Source organism: Streptomyces sp. NPDC000880 (genome assembly GCF_053599675.1).
The window spans coordinates 1-15,581 of the sequence record NZ_JBSFMS010000158.1; the positions used below are offsets into that span (position 1 = coordinate 1).

Consider the following 15,581-nt stretch of genomic DNA (forward strand, 5'->3'; position numbering starts at 1 on the left):
CCTCGGCAGCGGGTGGTTGGTCTTCGCCGGTGTCCTGATGGTTTTCGGCGGTTTCATGACGCTCTTCGCGGGCATCGCCGCCATCGCCAACGACGCGGGTCATCGCGGGTGAGCTGGACGGGCACGAGGGCCCGGGCATCACGCACACGCCGATCACGATGGTCCACGCGGTAGCCGCCGCGACCGACAACCGTCGGGGAGACGCAACAGGCCTGTCCCCGCGGTCAGGCGTCGAGTTCGTCGGCAAAGTGCCGGAACTGCTTCTGGTCGTGGTGGATGTCCCACAGGGTCTGTGCGAGCACGGCGGGGTCCTTGCGTGGGTGTCCGGGCGTAATAGAGCCCGGGACGATGAGCTGCGCGACGTGGATGTTGTCGTCGGCGAGGGCGTCGTGGAGCATCCGGGCGTAGGCGCCCTCGGCAGCGAAGGCGACGGAGGTTCCGGCCAGGTCGGCGCGGGGTCGCACGGCGGTACCGCCGTTGACGAGGAGAACGGTGCCGCGGCCGAGGGAGCGCATGCCGGGCAGCACCTGCCGTACTGCGGCGACGAGCCCGTAGACGGAGAACTCGATCGCTCCCTGAAGGTCGGCGGGGGTGTTCTCCAGAACGGGCCGCATGAATTCCTTGTGCGGGAGGGGGCTGTACTGCAGGACTTCGATCGGGCCCAGCGCCGCGGCCGCAGCGTCCAGGGCCGCCGCGAGGGCTGCCTGGTCACGTACGTCGGCCGCGAAGCCGCGCGCGTTCACGCCTTCCCCGGCGAGGGCGCCGGCCAGGGCGTCGACATGCTCCTGGTTGCGCGAGATGAGTGCGACATCGAAGCCCTGGCGGCCAAACCGTTCGGCAACGGCCGCTCCCAGGCCAGGACCTGCTCCGATGATGGCGATGGTGGTCACAGCTGCTCCTCGATATCGCGGGAGGCACGCCGCGCATGCCGTGAGTGACGTGCGCGCCGCACCCGTTTTCGTTCAGTCAGTGTGACCCGGCCAGGCGCCTGGCCGCTGGGCGGGGCGGGGCGGGGCGGGGCGGTAAGAGAATCGGCTCTTCCAGGATTGCGGTGGTGACGCTCTGCGGCAGAGCACCGTTCTCATGACAGCGAGACCCCCGCCTGCGCGGGGAGGACTTGCGAGGGTGCACCGTTCACGTGGTGGGCTCCGGCTCACCGCCGCCTGCGCAGGGAGGACGTCGCCGCGGCCGTCGACGACCAGCGGCTTGACTACAGGATCAGGCATGCCGCGATCAGGCGGCTTGCGCGAGCTCGGGCGTCGTCGGCCAAGCGGCCCGGCGGGTGAGACGGCGGGTCATGAGCGTGATCGCCGCCCACGTGATCAGCGATTCGGAGTGCGAGTCGATGACGATGGCCACCGCGTGCGCCGCGCGGATCCTTGCCCATGGTGCGGCGGATGCGGCGGCGGATGGTCACGCATGGCCCCGACGACTCCGGCGGCAGCCCACCTGGCCATGAAGCCATATACGGTCCGCCAGGGCGTTCGGGAAGTCTTTGGGCAGAGCCCGCCACAGCCGGAATCGACCAGATGCCGGATGGCGTCCACGATCTCCCGGCGGGGGTGCTTCTCCGGCCTGCCGGGCCGGGCGGGCAACCGGCACGTCACCGCCTGGACCGCGCCCTCGGCTTCAGCCGTAACCAGAAGGAGCCCCGGCGAGCGAGTCCGCCGAGACCGTCCGCCCCCTTGTTTTCCCGACGTCGGGGCCGGGACGTCTCTTCATAACCTCAGGTGATGAACCGATAGAAACAAAAGGGGTGGCCGGGATTGTATACAGGATCCAGGATGGGGGCATGGTCATCCTCACGCGTTCCACCGCGCATCGCGCCCCGGGCGTTCCGCGCACCGCTTCCGTCCGGCCGTTGACCATGCGGCATCTGGGGCCGAACTGGTACGCGGCGGTGATGGGGACGGCGATCGTCGCGAGCGCGGGGGCCACTCTCCCCCGGATCCCAGGGCTGCGGGTGGGCTGCACGGTGGTGTGGGCACTGTCGGCGGTGATGCTCGCCGGCGTGGTGACCGCCCGGGTGGCGCACTGGCTGCGCCATCGCGACCAGGCGCGCGCCCACCTCCACGATCCGGCCATCGCACCCTTCTACGGATGTTTCCCGATGGCCCTGCTGTCCGTCGGCGGCGCGACACTCTCGGTGGGGCGCGATGTGCTCGGGGAACGGACCGCCGTCGTCGTGGACGCGGTGCTGTTCGGTGCGGGAACAGTGATCGGGCTGACAGTCACCGCGACGATCCTGTATCTGATGCTCGTACGGCACCGGCTGGAACCGGCCGACGCCTCGCCGGCCTGGGTGCTGACGGTGATCCCGCCCATGGTCGCGTCGGCGGTCGGCCCCGCGCTGGTGCCGCACCTGCCGGCGGGCCAACCCCGGCAGGCGCTGCTGCTCGGCTGCTACGCGATGTTCGGGCTGAGCCTGCTCGCCACGCTCACGCTGCTGCCGCTGATCTTCGGCAGGCTGATGCTGCACGGTCTGCTGCCGCTCGCGCTGACACCGGTGGTCTTCATCGTGCTGGGCCCGCTGGGCCAGTCGACCACGGCGGTCGGCCAGCTCGCGGATGTGGCGCAAACGGCCGTCGATGATTCCTACACGCGTGCGCTGCGCGCCTTTGCCGTGGTGTACGGCGTGCCGGTGATGGGGTTCGCGCTGCTGTGGCTGGCCCTGTCCGTCCTGCTGGTGGTGCGGGCGCTGCGGCGCGGGATGCCGTTCTCGATGGCGTGGTGGGCGTTCACCTTCCCGATCGGCACATGCGTGACGGCCGCGGATGGGCTGGCCCGCCACACCGGCCTGGAGGCGTTCCAGTGGCTCGCGACCGGCCTGTTCGCCCTGCTCGTCCTGGTCTGGGTGGTCACCTGGTCAGGCACGCTCCGCGGGCTGATCACCGGAGCGCTGCTCGCAGGGCCTGACGGGTCTGGGCCGGTGACCGTTCCTGCCAGGCGTGCCACCGAGACGCGGCCGAGAGAAACATAATCATTTTCGGCATTGGGGCAAGGGGGTTTGATCTTATCGGGTAGCCGGCGGACCTGCGGAAATACTTGAGCCCGTCTACCCCGAAGAGGAGCCCTTAACAATTCGGACACGTGCCATTGATGAAGCGGTAAAACGCCACGATCAGGCTCCTGTTAATTTTTCTGGATCAGGAGGAAGTTCGTGTCAAACACCCCATCTCGTCGCAAAGTGCTCGTTGGTGGCGCCGTAGGAGTAGGAGCGCTGGCCGCGTCGGCCAGCGGCGTCGGACCAGCCCTTGCCGAACCCGAGGCGCTTCCACCGGTCAGAACCCGCCCCCGCCCGGTCGCCCCGGTCAACGAGGCGGCCGCGGCCCAACGAGCGATAAGCGACAGGGCTTTGCCGCAGCAGGTGGTCGGCGTCGATGTGGAGAAAGAAATCGCGATCCACACGATGGCCGACATCAAAGACAAGCGCGCCCGGCTGATCGACTACATCTGGAAGGGCGCCGGCATGCCCACCACGATGCCAAAGGTCGAGGCGGGAGCCGCCCTACCCGCCGAGATCGCCGACGTCACCGGCGTACGGCAGACCCAAAAACTCACCGTCCCACTGCGCTACGGCGTCAAGGCGACCCACTACCTCCTTGAGCCCAAGAGACGGAAAAACCACCGGCTCGCCATCTACCACACCGGCCACGGCGAAGACCCGATCATCCGGGTCCGCACCGTCCAGGCGATGCTCGACCTCGGCTACGCCGTCCTGTGCTCCGACATGCCCTTCGTCGGCTGGAACGACCAACTGATCCAGGACCGCAACGACCCGTCGAAGTACGTCAGCATCGGCTCCAGCACAGCCGCGCACCAAGTGCTGGAGTCCTACGAGACGTCGTCCTTCTCCGCCCTGACCTTCTTCCTCGAACCGCTGACGGTCGCGATCAACTACGCCCAGAAGGTGCTGCGTCCCCAGTCGATCGCCATGATCGGCCTGTCCGGCGGTGGCTGGACCACGACGGTGTACCCCGCCATCGACGCCCGGATCACCCGCAGCTACCCGACTGCCGGGTCGTGGCCGCACTTCTGTCGCTTTCCTAATCTTCCGGGAGACTGGGAACAGGGCAGGGCCGGCGCCTCTTTGCAGGCCTTCTACTCGATCGCCAGTTTTCTCGACATGTACGCCATGGCCGCGGTCGGTCCTCGGCGTGGGCAGTTGCAGATCCTCAACCGGTTCGACGTCGCTGGTATACGTGGGGTGGGAGCCCGCAGCTACGCGCCGGTAGTCACCCACCGTGTCGCCCTCATCGGTCAGGGCACATGGGATCTCCTCGAGGACGCCACCCACAACGTGCACCAGATTTCCCCGTACGCCCTCGAGGTCATCCTCTGGGACCTGGAGACCAACCCGCCGGACTGACCAAACCACACCGCGCGGAACTCTCGTTCGGGGCCCCTGTCCACCCGGGCCTCGATGCGGTGTTCGCGGTGACAGATATGTGACTGTGCCCGCCCCCGAGCACGGGGGCGGGCGGCTCTGTACAGATTGGGTGGCGACCAGGGCAGCAACTGCGACAGCCTCAGCCGCGACGTCGCTGTCCACATAACCCTGGGTGTTGATCGTGCGGAGGAGGGCGTCGCGCAGGATGCTCTCTGGGTCAGCTTCAGCGGCCTCGCCTGGCCGATCTCCCGCATCGACGGCGGGCCGCCTCGCCCAGACCAAAGCCAGGCGGACCACGCCGCAAGTTGAAGAGCAGGGTCAACCCCTCCAGGTCATGACGTTGGCGAAGTCGCGTCCGTGCTGCCGGCGTCGAATCTGGCTGGTTCGACAAGGTGGCGCCGGCGCGTGGCGAATCGGGTCTTCTTGCTGAGCCCCGCGGACACGCAGGAGCCCACTGTCAGGGCGCTCACCTTGCGTTCTACCGCGCCGTGATCCGTCACAGCTGGCATAGGCGCGGCGCTCCTCAAACGGTGCGTGGCAACTCTACTGGCAGGTGGGCTTCATGCTGCTCTTCGGAGAGTTCGAGACGCCGCGTGCGCTCGGGCTCTACTACACGCACCATGGGTTCACCGTGCTGAAGCCGGGACAGACCTGACGTCGGCACCCTCCTCACCGGCCGCCCGATCCGGCTCGGGTCCGCCCGGGCGAGACGTTCTTCTGCCGGTGGAGAAAACACTGACGACGCCAACCGGCCCGCGGGACCTACGCGGGAGAGGCGTGCGACGAACGCTGCCCGCAACCGGGTGCAGACGCGCTTCGCCGTCGCGCACACGATGCCGATCGTCATCAGCGTCGCACCCGCAGGACGATCCCGGCCCCGACGGCGCTTCGCGCGCACGCGCCGCGAGCGCCACGGCGAGAGACGGCCGAATGGATGAACCAGGCATTTTTGATGCGTTTGATAATTGACACTCCATCACACAATGGCAATTCTGAAGCGCACCCAAAAAGCCATTTGTATGAGGGGAGGAAGAATGCTTTCCGTTTCAAAGTGGGGTGCGGTGGCGGCAACGGCGGTCTCACTGACAGCTCTCGCGAGTTCTTCCTCTGCATCCCATGACCCGTACTCTCTGGACAGGGGCATGGGCAAAGGGCGCACAGAGATCATCCGACTGACGTCGACGAGCACGGGAACCACGGTGGTCGACAACGGTACATCCGGACCCGGAATCGGCGATCAGATCATCATCACCGCGAAACTCTTCCGCAACGGTGCCGGCTATGGCACCGAGGGCGCGGTGTGCACTCGAGTGGCAGCGGAAAACACCCTCTGCTCGGGCACCTTCAGCCTTCCCCGTGGGCAGGTGTCATGGCAACACCTCAAGACCACCCCCGTTGGCACCCCGCCCAGCGACTTCGACATCGCCATCACCGGCGGCACCGGTGCGTACGCCACCGTCCGTGGCTACGCTCACATCGCCCGCATCGCTGAGTCGGGCGGCGCCTTCACCCTCTATCTCCTGCACTGACCCCTCTCGCCCCCAGCACGCCCAGGGCTGAGCGCCCAGGTGGCTCTATCCTCGCCGGCATCGGGGCAGTAGTGGGGCAGGACGAAGGCCAGGGGGCGCCCGGAGGCGTCGCAGGCCAGATGAGAATCTTGTTGATGGTCAGCCCGCCTCTGAAGCGGCCCAGGGCCGGGCCGCGGAGCCCCCTTTCGGGCCCCGGCCGCCGACCTGGTCGAGCAGGTCTGCACCTGCATCGCCGGGCCCTCGGTTCTGCTCCTGGAGGAACTCGCAGCCGACCTGCACGACTCCGTATGGATGTTGCGCCACCAGACTCCGTTCGTTCCCAGCCGGTGGGCGCCGTTCGTGCACGCCGGAGCCTGAACCAGTCCCCGACGCGGACGCCCGCGCCGACGGATCCGCCCTGCCGGAAGCTCCGACGGCCTCACTTCTCCGGGCGATCCGGGCGGCCGGGGCTCAGTCCACCCTGCGGTGCAAGGCCATGAAGTACGTCACAGTGCCGTGAGCGGACCGTGTCTGCCGTTCGGGCTTGGTGCCGGCAACGACCCACCCCTGTGGGCCGATCCGAGGGTGCCCCGTCGATGGGCCGGGTGGCTGCGTCGCCCCGGCCGCCCGGGGCGGCTCAGGGTCACCCTTCCCTGTCGCTGCGGGCGCCTGGTACAGATAGTGGAGTTCCGCCAGCACATTGGAGGTTTCTCCATGAACCAGGACAACGCCACCGGCCTCATATCCTTCACCATCGACCTGACCTTTGAGGAGGCCCGCCGAAGGGCCGAGGTCGTGGCCGCGCTCGGGCCCGACTGGGACCCAGTGGCCGCCCTCCAAGGCGAGGACGAGGCGTACGCGCTCCTCTACTCGGGCCTGGACGCCGAGCAGCAGCGCACCTACGACCTGCTGGTGGCGGCCGGTGTCCTGCCCGGGGAGGAGCCGGGCCGTGCGGCTGCCCATTGATCCGCAGGCGGACCGCGCCCGCCGCGCCTGGGTGGCCTGCCCCGTCTGCGACGACGCCCGTCATTGCGCGACCTGCGCTGACCGCCGCAACTGCAGCGAGCACTGGCGCTATCTGATCTCCAACAACGGGCCGGTCGTCCACCTTCAGTGCCCGGAATGCACGCACATGTGGTCGCTGAACACCCGGCCCGACGTCACCTGCCGCGACGACAGCAACCCCGACTCCTGACCAACGGCCCGCTGAGCACTTGACCTTCGCCTGCAGTCGCTGGCAGGCGCTGCGGCCCGGGAAACAGTACTGCTGAGGACCAGGGCTCGCGGAGGAGGCAGGTTCACGACACATCGCAGCTGCGCAAGCGACTTCAGGGATACCTAACCGCGGGGTTAAGCCGCACGTTCTCCACGCACTGTGGTGGCCGTTGTAGTCGGCCTCGTCGTGCGCATACCCGACCGCGTACGCGGCAGTTCGAGCGCTGGTACGACGGCGAGATCAAGACCCAAGGTCTCCGTCGGCTAACCACGCTAGTGGCGAACGCGCCATGGTGGCCAGGGCACGGGAAACAAGGGCCAGAGGCGCCGACTGGCCGGGCGGATACGACGCCCGGAGTCCGGTGCGGATGCGGCGGCGCTGTGGAGGGCCTCGGCGGGTCAGCGGACGGTGAAAGAAGTCGCCGCCGACCTGCGGCGACCTCGATGTCGTCGAGGTGTTCCGGCTGGACAGGAACTAGTTGTCCCTGGCCGCGGTCGACCTGCTCGCCTGGACCCGCACCTGCGGTTGAACGGCGAGCTCACTGACGCCGAATCGAGCAAACTCCGCTACCAACTTCTGCACGCCGCCGCCCTGGTCCTCGGCATCGCCGCGCTCACGCTGCGCCTGGCGGCCGGGTGACCGCGCGCCGATCACCACTGGAGACACAGAGCGGTGACCGTCACAGATCACCGCGCACTGCCCGGGGAGGGGCTGATTGACCTTCTGCGACGTCGGCTCATCCGCCCCCGAGCGACCCGACGTCGTGACCGTTGGCGGTCAGCGTGAGGTCGATGTTGCCTCGCGTGGCATTCGAGTAAGGACACACCTGATATGCGGCAGCGACGATCCGCACTGCCTGTTCAGGATCCTGAATCTGCGGCAGGGTTACATGGAGCTCCACGGCAAGCTGGAAACCACGATCCTCGGTAGGAAGGAGGCTGACACGACTGTCGATCGAAGCGTCGCCCGCCTCGACATGTTCGCGACGACCCACCACGCCGAGTGCACCCTCGAAGCAGGCCGCGTAACCCACTGCGAAGAGCTGTTCGGGGTTCGTGCCACCCCCATCGCCGCCCATCTCCTTCGGCACACGGAGTTGGACGTCCAAGGCTCCGTCATTTGTGCGCCCGTGGCCGCTTGTGCGACCGCCTGTCACGGTTGCCTCCGCCGTGTAAAGAACTCGTGCCATCTCGGCCTCCATTCCGGACCTACAGATTGCCCCGGCCCATGGCTGGGACCTTTCCAGTGTCTGATGGTGATCGCACCCGATGAGCCCGTCGGGACTGGGCCAAATGATCGTCACCTCTGCCACCTCACCGAGACCCAGCCCGCGCCGCTGACCAGCGGCGCCTCGGCCGATCGGCTCGATCAGCAGCGGGTCTGAGTTGCTCGGTCTTGAACAGGCCGATCCTGGACTCCGTCAGCGCGTTGTCCACGTCATAACTGAGGGTGCATGTGCGCCTGTACCCGGCGCCTGATGCCAAGTGCTCACCTGATCTGTTTCGGCGCGCGTGATCGGGCCGGAGCTGATGTGCTGGTACCAGGGGGCCTCGTTCCCGTTCCTTGGGAGAGATCCAGATGAGCGCCTATCGAGTCGCACAGGTGGCCGCCGCCGGCGGTTCGTTCGAGATCATCGAGCGCGAGGTGCCGCAGCCGGGCCCCGGGCACGTGCGGGTGGCTGTGGACGCCTGCGGGATCTGCCACAGTGACGCCGCTTTCGTCAACGCCATGCTTCCGGGCGTCCGTTTTCCGCTGGTCCCCGGGCATGAGATCGCCGGTCGCATCGAGGAGCTCGGCGAGGGCACGGAAAGCGGCTGGCAGGTGGGCGACCGGGTGGCGGTGGGCTGGTTCGGCGGCAGCTGCGGCCACTGCACGCCCTGCAGACAGGGCGACTTCATCGTGTGCGAGAACCTGAAGGTCCCAGGATGGGCGTACGACGGGGGGTACGCCGAGGTGGTGATCGCGCCGGCCGACGCCCTGGCCCGGATCCCCGACGCGCTGGCCGCAACCGATGCGGCACCCCTGGCCTGCGCGGGGGTGACCACGTACAACGGGCTGCGGCGCAGCTCCGCACGGCCGGGCGACCTGGTCGCCGTACTCGGCATCGGCGGGCTCGGCCACCTGGGGGTGCAGTACGCGGCCGCGATGGGTTTCGAGACCGTGGCCATCGCCCGCGGATCCGGCAAGGCCGACTTCGCCAAGCAACTCGGCGCGCACCACTACATCAACAGCACCGCGGGCACCGCCGTCGCAGACACGCTGCAGTCCCTCGGCGGCGCCAAGGCAGTCCTGGCCACCGCCGCCAACTCCGACGCCACCACAGCGACCGTGGAAGGGCTCACCCCCCGCGGCGAGCTGGTGGTCATCGGCGCCGACGCCGAGCCCCTGGGCATCAGCCCGAATCAGCTGCTCCTGAGCGGCAAGGTCATCCGCGGCCACCCGTCCGGCACCGCGCAGGACGTGCAGGACACCATGGCGTTCAGCGCCCTCCACGGGATCCGGCCGATGGTCGAGACCGTGCCGCTCGACCAAGCCGATGAGGCGTACCAAAAGATGATGTCCGGCGCCGCCCGCTTCCGGATGGTGCTCACCACCGGCTGACGTGGCATGTGCCGCCTGATCATCCACCTCCCAGCTCCACCAGGCGGCTCGCCGAACACGAGAAGGCCCAGGCGCCCCCCGACGCCGTCGAACGAACGGGCGAGCGCAGCGCCGCATCGGTTACTGACACGGTGGAATCTCTGTCCAGGAGGCGGCTTGTTGATCAAGGTCGGCAGACGCGGTGTACGAGGTCCTGCCGGCCATGTGCGATTCGTTCCTCGATCTGGTCGGCTGCTTCGGTGAGGTCGGAGGCCGACAGGTAGAACAGGAGAGGGCCGTCCAGGGCGGCGGTGAGCTGGACGGCCAGGACGTCGAGGTCGGCGGCGGCGAGGTGTAGCTGCCCCGGCAGCATTCGGATGTGCATCCTGGAGAGGTTGTCTCTGTTCCGGCCGGTACGGGCTGGCTGCCGTCCAGAGCGGCGCGGGCGATCTCGCGGTGGGCGATCAGGAAGCCGCGCGGGCCCGGCCATAGGCGATCAGGCGGTCCAGCGGCGCGGCGCCCGGGCCCAGCGGTGGCGGTCCGGACAGTACCTGCTCCTGGAAGGCCCGCTCGTCGTCGTCCAGTAGTGCCTGGAAGATCCCCGCGCGGGTACCGAACCGGCGGAACACCGTCCCCTTGCCCAGGCCCGCGCGTTCGGCCAGCGCGTCCGTGGTCAGTTGGTCCGCGCCCTGCTCGGCGAGCATCTCGCGGGCCGTGGCCAGCAGATGCCGCCGGTTGCGTGCGGCGTCGGCACGCTCGGCGCTCGCGGCGCTCCCAAGGGCAGGCGGGACCGCCCCGGGGCGCAACGCACTGACCTGGAGAAAACACTGATGAGCCTGTTCCGTCTGGACGCCAGCATCCTGCCCGGCACCTCGACCAGCGCCGAGCTCGCCGACCTGCTGCAAGCCGAATGGTCCGCCGCCCGCCCCGGCGAGCCGGTCGTCCGCCGCCACCTGGGCACCGATCCACTGCCGGCCGAGCGCTCCCTCGTACTCCTAGCCATTTCTAGGGCGCCACCCGAGGATCGTGACCATGCCGGCGAATCACGCCGTCGACCTGGCTGGTGATCTGCAGATCGCGGGCGTGGTCGATGTCGTCCGGGCTGACCAGGACTGGGCCTAGGTGTATTGACCCGTGAGGTTGGGGACGCGGCTGGCGGGTGGCTGGCCCTTGAGCGCGGTGTGTCCGCGGTGGTGAGTGTAGGTGTGCAGCCAGCGCGGGTAGGCGTCGCGCCGTTCGCTCTCGGTTCGGTAGGGCTTCGCGTAGGCCCATTCGTCGAGCAGGGTGCGGTTGAAGCGCTCTACTTTGCCGTTGGTCTGGGGCCGGTAGGGCCGGGTTCGTTTGTGGGTGATCCCCCCTGCGGCGAGCGCGTCGCGCCAGAGGAATGACTTGTAGCAGGAGCCGTTGTCGGTCAGGACTCGCCGCACCGTGATCCCGCAGGAGGCGAAGTAGGTGTGGGCCCGCTGCCAGAACGCGGTGGCGGTCTCCTTCTTCTCGTCGGTGAGTATCTCGCTGTAGGCAAGGCGGGAGTGGTCGTCGACGGCGTTGTGCAGGTAGCTCACGCCGGCGTTGGCGCGGTTCTTGCGGCCTGCCTGGCGGCCGAGGACCTTGTGGCCGCCGCCGTCAGGGATGTTGCCGAGTTTCTTGATGTCGACGTGGACCAGGTCGCCGGGTGCCGGGTGTTCGCAGCGGCGGATGACCTGGCCTGTGGCGCGGTCCAGGTGGGAGAGGCGGGACAGGCGATAGCGGGTCAGGACGCGGTGGACGGTGGCCGGGTTCAGCCCGAGGAGGTAGGCGATACGGGCCGGTCCCCAGCGGCGCAGGACGCGGACTTTGATGATTTTGCGCTTCCCAGCCGTGCGCCCGCGCCTCCCGCACGCTCACGGCGATATGAGCCGGCCGAACTGACGACGCCTCAACGCCCAACCAGTTACCGGGGTGCGGCTGGCCGGTGGTGACGACAGGATTGCGCCCAGGCAATCGCCGCTGACGAGCTCGACTGCGTAAGTCAGAGGCGTCCAGCAGAGCCCCTCATGTAGGAAGGCTTCCTGCGAATCCGCCAGCGGTATGCGATCCCGTCGACAGTGATCCGGCGGGATCCCCTCTGGTTCAGGGTCATCGCGCCCCCCTCTCCCGTCGTGGACTGTAGCTCCCCTCCGTTGGCCCGTCAGTGGATATTTCTGGCAGCAGCGGCGCCCTTCTTGCCGAAGGGCGTCAGCGCCATGGCTCGGCCACGTTCAGCGCGCTCAAGGAGGGGCTTCCCAGATCCGTTTCGAGACGGTTGCGTCTACGAGCAGTGATTTGGGGTGTCGTACGGTGGCGCCCGCGAGCCGTTCCGGGCTTGTGGGCGCCACCTCGGAGGGGGCCGGTGCCTGCGCGCGTCAGTGGCGCAGCAGCCGGAGGTCGATCGCGTCGGCCATCGCCTTCATGCCTGCGTCGTTGGGGTGGATGTGGTCGCCCGAGTCGTAGACCGGCTTGAGGGCGGCCGGGTTTGCGGGGTCGCGCATGGCCTGGTCGAAGTCAATGACGCCGTCGAAGGCGCCGCTGGTGCGGATCCACTGGTTGACGCTCTGGCGGATCGTCTCGGCGGCGGGCGTGTAGTACCCATTGCCCTTGTCGGGCATCAGGGTCGCGCCGATGATGTTGACGTGGGCGGCGTGTGCCTCGTGGATCAGGGTGCGGTAGCCGTCGATGAGGTCTTGGGCGGTCAGCGGCGCGCCGTTGGGGCCGGCGTTGTTGCCGATGTCGTTGATGCCCTCGAAGAGGATCACGTCCTTGACGCCTGGCTGGCCGAGGGCGTCGTGGCCGAAGCGCTTCAGGGCGCTGACGCCCTGCCAGAGGTTCGGGACGTCGGTGAGGACGCGGTTGCCGCCGATGCCGGCGTCGACAACGCTCAGCTTCTGCGGGCCCGGTTCGGCGCCCAGCCGGCGTCCGAGGAAGTCGGGCCACCGGGTGTAGGTGCCCCTGGAGGAGGCGTAGCCGTCTGTGATCGAGTCACCGAAGGCGACGACGGTGCCCTTCGCGGTCGGCGACAGGACGTCCAGTCCTGCCAGGTAGTACCACGAGGTCGTGGTGGTGCCGAACGCGGCCGCGCTCTCGTCACCGGTGTGATTGCCGGAGGCGATGTAGGTGGTGTCGAACGCGTCGGAGTGCCAGGTGGACGTGCCCGTAGCGCTGGGCACGTAGAGGCTGACGAGCAGGTTCTCCCCGGCGCTGACCGAGATCGGGATGACGTCGCTGATCGCCTCTTCACCGGCGGGGATCGTGACATGGCCGGAGCGGCCGAAGGTAACGTGTCGGGTGGTTCCGCGCGTTGCCTCTCCCCCGCTCGCCTGGATGGCGACGTCCACGGCGTTGACGTCGAGTGGGGTGTGGCTGTACCGGTTGGACAGGGTGATGCGTACGTCCGAGCCGGCGATGCTGCTGTGGACCACCATCCGGATGGTCTGGTTGTTGAAGGCCGGGCCGCCGGTCGTCATGCTGGGCGACCAGGCGCTGACCCGGGTGCCCTTGCCATGAGACGAAGGCGCGGCGGTGCTTGCCGCGTTCGCGGTGCTCAGGGGAGCGACCGCCAAGGCTATGCTCGCCAACGCGCCGACCACGGACAGCAAGGCTCTGCGACGCGGTCGGCAACTCGCCGCCATGCGCCCTTCCTTGGGGGACATCGTCGATCTCTCCACTCTTCTCGTCGCCCGCAGCGGGTGTGTGCGGGTTCACTACGTCGGGGTGACGTTCTGTGGGGGGCGCACGCAAGCAGAAACATCCCATGTATAGCCCGCGAGATAACCCCTGTAAATGCCGTGGACACAGCAAATATCCCTCCCAACTGGGAGTTTGCCGTGCCCGCCATTGGGGCATGGAGGCTCGGATGTCAGGTCGGGGAGACCAGACATCGGGTGACACGCCATAGGGGCGGGGGCTCAGCCACCGTGGAGGGCGAGCCTCGTCGCTGATCGGGCGGGCGGGGCGAGCCGGTCTGCCCAGCGCCCGGGCTGCGCCGGGGAGTTGCTGTCGGTGTCGGAGGTGGCCGGACCCCGGTGGTGCCCGGGCCAGGGTTCGGGCAGGGCGAACACCGGCTGGCTCACGGTGTTCCAGCTGCGTGGACCGGCCGGGCAGTAGGTGGCGGCCGCGTCGCAACCGGCGAGACGGCCGCACTGCCATGTTTTGCGACCGGCACAGGGCCGACCCACCTCGGAATCCCGTGCTTTCCCCTAGCCACCGCTGAGAGCGGACTGGGATCTACACTGAATAGCAGTTGAATCTCTTTGTGGAGGATCCGGGTGGCCGGGGACGTGAAACAGTCAGCGAAGGACAAGGCGTACGACTGGGTCAAGAACCGGGTACTGCATGGCGGGTATGAGGGCGGCGACCTGATCAGCGAGGGCGACGTCTCCAAGGAACTGCAGATGTCGCGCACCCCGGTGCGGGAAGCCTTCCTGCGCCTGGAGGTGGAGGGGCTGCTGCGGCTCTACCCGCAGCGCGGGGCGCTGGTCGTGCCGGTGTCGTCCACCGAGGTCCGGTCGGTCCTGGAGGCCCGCGAAGTACTTGAGCAGTTCGCGGTGCGGAAGCTGATCGGCGGGTCGTCGGCGGCGCGCCAGGCGCTGAGCAAGGAGCTCGCGGACCACCTGGAACGGCAGCGGGAGCTGCTCGGCAGCGGAGACACCGACACGTTCCTTGAAGAGGACCGCCTCTTTCACACCAGCATGCTCGCAGCTGCGAACAATGCTCTGATCACGCGATTTTATACGTCGCTGCGGGACCGTCAGGTCCGCATGACAGCCGAGTCTGTTGTGGCCGACCCGGGCCGGCGCGAGACGATCCTGGCCGAGCATGGCGAGATCGCGTACGCCGTGCGCGCCGGCGACATCGAAAGGGCCCAGGAGGCGGTACGCACCCACCTGGCCAGCACACGATTGGCCCTGGGCCTGGTATAACCTCGATCTTTCGCGAGAGCTCGTCAGCTTGCTGACGAGCTCCTTTGCGTTTGTTGAGTCCGGGAGTTGGGGTGTGGGGGCAGGTTCGACCCGGGGCGATTCAGTTCGGCCTCCGGCTGCCGCGCCGGCCAGTGAATCGATCGTCTCCCTGGCTCAGTGGCTCGGCCACTCGGACGCGGTCCCTAAGCTTGTTGTTTAAGTGCGCCACGAGCGCAGAGAGTGAGGTTGATGTAGGTAGACCCACTTGATGCGCTGCTGTGCAGATGATGAAGGTTTTGTGGCCCTTCGGCGTCGCCCTTCGGGGGGAGGCGTCAAACCACCTCAAGCCGCCTCGGCTGAAGACCGTCTTGGTGAGCGTTGAGGAAAAGGCGTCCGAGAGGCGTCAGGTGGAGACCGGAAAGGCGAGCGTAAGCGAACCGCTGACGACGTGTCGAAACAAGCGACTGGCATCAAAACCGCAGCGGTTAAATGGCGCCGGGATGAGCCTGGAGGTGCCCGTCTATTGGCCAGGTGGTGTCCGGCATGGAGGCGGCGCGAGTCCGGTCTGCGGCTTGCGCGGAACGTGGGAAGGCGAGTGCCGACACAGTCGTTCGTGCTTCGAAAGAACCCGGATGGCGAGAGGGAGCGCGCCAGGCGGCAGAAACCGTGAGGCGTTGAGTACCGAAATGCGGCACGCGCCGGCGGACCGGCTCGTAGTAGCGATGAAGCCTTGCACTCGGCTCTGTCCACCTGGCCGTGCGCGGGCGCGGACCCTGCCGAGGTCGCCCAGCACGCCGGCAACAGCGTCGAGGTCCTTCTGACCCGCTACGCGAAATACCTCTACGACCGGCAGTCCATCAACAACCAGCGCATCGAGCACCTGTTGCGCGCCTACGACCAGCTGCCCGAGGCGGATCAGTAGCGTTGGGGCTGAAACGGTAACGACCCACGAAACCGTGTGCGTTTCGCCACGT

General features: G+C 67.9%; 13 protein-coding genes and 4 pseudogenes. 8 read left to right on the top strand and 9 right to left on the bottom strand.

Annotated elements, in window-relative coordinates; genetic code table 11:
• Window positions 1-224: 224 nt before the first annotated feature.
• The 3 genes and pseudogenes from ACWDO5_RS32140 to ACWDO5_RS32150 all read right to left on the bottom strand — a co-directional run.
• Window positions 225-890, bottom strand: a complete 666-nt coding sequence (locus ACWDO5_RS32140; protein ID WP_450534035.1) for an SDR family NAD(P)-dependent oxidoreductase — start codon at window positions 888-890, stop codon at window positions 225-227.
• A gap of 343 nt (window positions 891-1,233) precedes the next feature.
• Window positions 1,234-1,359, bottom strand: coding sequence for a hypothetical protein (locus ACWDO5_RS32145; RefSeq protein ID WP_450534051.1), 126 nt, complete (start codon window positions 1,357-1,359; stop codon window positions 1,234-1,236).
• 10 nt (window positions 1,360-1,369) lie between these two features.
• Window positions 1,370-1,589, bottom strand: a pseudogene (locus tag ACWDO5_RS32150) (transposase); the annotation flags it as partial.
• A gap of 203 nt (window positions 1,590-1,792) precedes the next feature.
• Between ACWDO5_RS32150 and ACWDO5_RS32155 the strand changes: the two are divergent.
• Both ACWDO5_RS32155 and ACWDO5_RS32160 read left to right on the top strand, forming a co-directional pair.
• Window positions 1,793-2,980, top strand: coding sequence for a TDT family transporter (locus ACWDO5_RS32155; protein ID WP_450534036.1), 1,188 nt, complete (start codon window positions 1,793-1,795; stop codon window positions 2,978-2,980).
• Window positions 2,981-3,160: 180 nt separating this feature from the next.
• Window positions 3,161-4,369, top strand: a complete 1,209-nt coding sequence (locus tag ACWDO5_RS32160) for a hypothetical protein (protein ID WP_450534037.1) — start codon at window positions 3,161-3,163, stop codon at window positions 4,367-4,369.
• 126 nt (window positions 4,370-4,495) lie between these two features.
• Here the strand turns inward: ACWDO5_RS32160 and ACWDO5_RS32165 are convergent.
• A pseudogene (locus ACWDO5_RS32165) lies at window positions 4,496-4,687 on the bottom strand (DUF4259 domain-containing protein); the annotation flags it as partial.
• Between the two features lie 686 nt (window positions 4,688-5,373).
• Here ACWDO5_RS32165 and ACWDO5_RS32170 point away from each other — a divergent pair.
• The 3 genes from ACWDO5_RS32170 (at window position 5,374) to ACWDO5_RS32180 (ending at window position 7,093) form a co-directional block, all read left to right on the top strand.
• On the top strand, window positions 5,374-5,919 hold the full coding sequence (locus ACWDO5_RS32170) for a hypothetical protein (RefSeq protein ID WP_450534038.1): 546 nt from the start codon (window positions 5,374-5,376) through the stop codon (window positions 5,917-5,919).
• 693 nt (window positions 5,920-6,612) lie between these two features.
• Window positions 6,613-6,864 (top strand): DUF6400 family protein, encoded by a 252-nt coding sequence (locus ACWDO5_RS32175; protein ID WP_450534039.1) that lies wholly within the window; start codon window positions 6,613-6,615, stop codon window positions 6,862-6,864.
• Complete coding sequence (locus tag ACWDO5_RS32180) at window positions 6,848-7,093, top strand: hypothetical protein (protein WP_450534041.1); 246 nt, start codon at window positions 6,848-6,850, stop codon at window positions 7,091-7,093. The genes ACWDO5_RS32175 and ACWDO5_RS32180 overlap by 17 nt, the downstream gene beginning before the upstream one ends.
• A 757-nt stretch (window positions 7,094-7,850) precedes the next feature.
• Here the strand turns inward: ACWDO5_RS32180 and ACWDO5_RS32185 are convergent.
• Window positions 7,851-8,315 carry an organic hydroperoxide resistance protein gene (locus ACWDO5_RS32185; protein WP_450534043.1) on the bottom strand — a complete coding sequence of 155 codons (465 nt, stop codon included), beginning with the start codon at window positions 8,313-8,315 and terminating at the stop codon, window positions 7,851-7,853.
• Between the two features lie 377 nt (window positions 8,316-8,692).
• Here ACWDO5_RS32185 and ACWDO5_RS32190 point away from each other — a divergent pair, with 377 nt between their 5' ends.
• On the top strand, window positions 8,693-9,715 hold the full coding sequence (locus ACWDO5_RS32190) for an alcohol dehydrogenase (RefSeq protein ID WP_450534044.1): 1,023 nt from the start codon (window positions 8,693-8,695) through the stop codon (window positions 9,713-9,715).
• 163 nt (window positions 9,716-9,878) lie between these two features.
• Here ACWDO5_RS32190 and ACWDO5_RS32195 read toward each other — a convergent pair whose 3' ends face one another.
• The 4 genes and pseudogenes from ACWDO5_RS32195 to ACWDO5_RS32210 all read right to left on the bottom strand — a co-directional run bounded on the left by ACWDO5_RS32195 (window position 9,879) and on the right by ACWDO5_RS32210 (window position 13,173).
• Window positions 9,879-10,079, bottom strand: coding sequence for a hypothetical protein (locus tag ACWDO5_RS32195; RefSeq protein ID WP_450534045.1), 201 nt, complete (start codon window positions 10,077-10,079; stop codon window positions 9,879-9,881).
• Between the two features lie 79 nt (window positions 10,080-10,158).
• A complete protein-coding gene (locus ACWDO5_RS32200) occupies window positions 10,159-10,500 on the bottom strand; it encodes a helix-turn-helix domain-containing protein (RefSeq protein ID WP_450534046.1) in 342 nt (113 codons plus the stop codon).
• Between the two features lie 312 nt (window positions 10,501-10,812).
• Window positions 10,813-11,553: pseudogene (locus ACWDO5_RS32205) on the bottom strand (IS481 family transposase); the annotation flags it as partial.
• A gap of 522 nt (window positions 11,554-12,075) precedes the next feature.
• Window positions 12,076-13,173, bottom strand: a complete 1,098-nt coding sequence (locus ACWDO5_RS32210) for an SGNH/GDSL hydrolase family protein (protein WP_450534048.1) — start codon at window positions 13,171-13,173, stop codon at window positions 12,076-12,078.
• Between the two features lie 813 nt (window positions 13,174-13,986).
• On the opposite strand from ACWDO5_RS32210, the gene ACWDO5_RS32215 reads away from it, so the two are divergent.
• Together ACWDO5_RS32215 and ACWDO5_RS32220 are read left to right on the top strand one after the other, a co-directional pair.
• On the top strand, window positions 13,987-14,628 hold the full coding sequence (locus ACWDO5_RS32215) for a GntR family transcriptional regulator (RefSeq protein WP_450534049.1): 642 nt from the start codon (window positions 13,987-13,989) through the stop codon (window positions 14,626-14,628).
• A 712-nt stretch (window positions 14,629-15,340) separates the two neighbouring features.
• Window positions 15,341-15,529, top strand: a pseudogene (locus ACWDO5_RS32220) (tyrosine-type recombinase/integrase); the annotation flags it as partial.
• Window positions 15,530-15,581 lie beyond the last annotated feature (52 nt).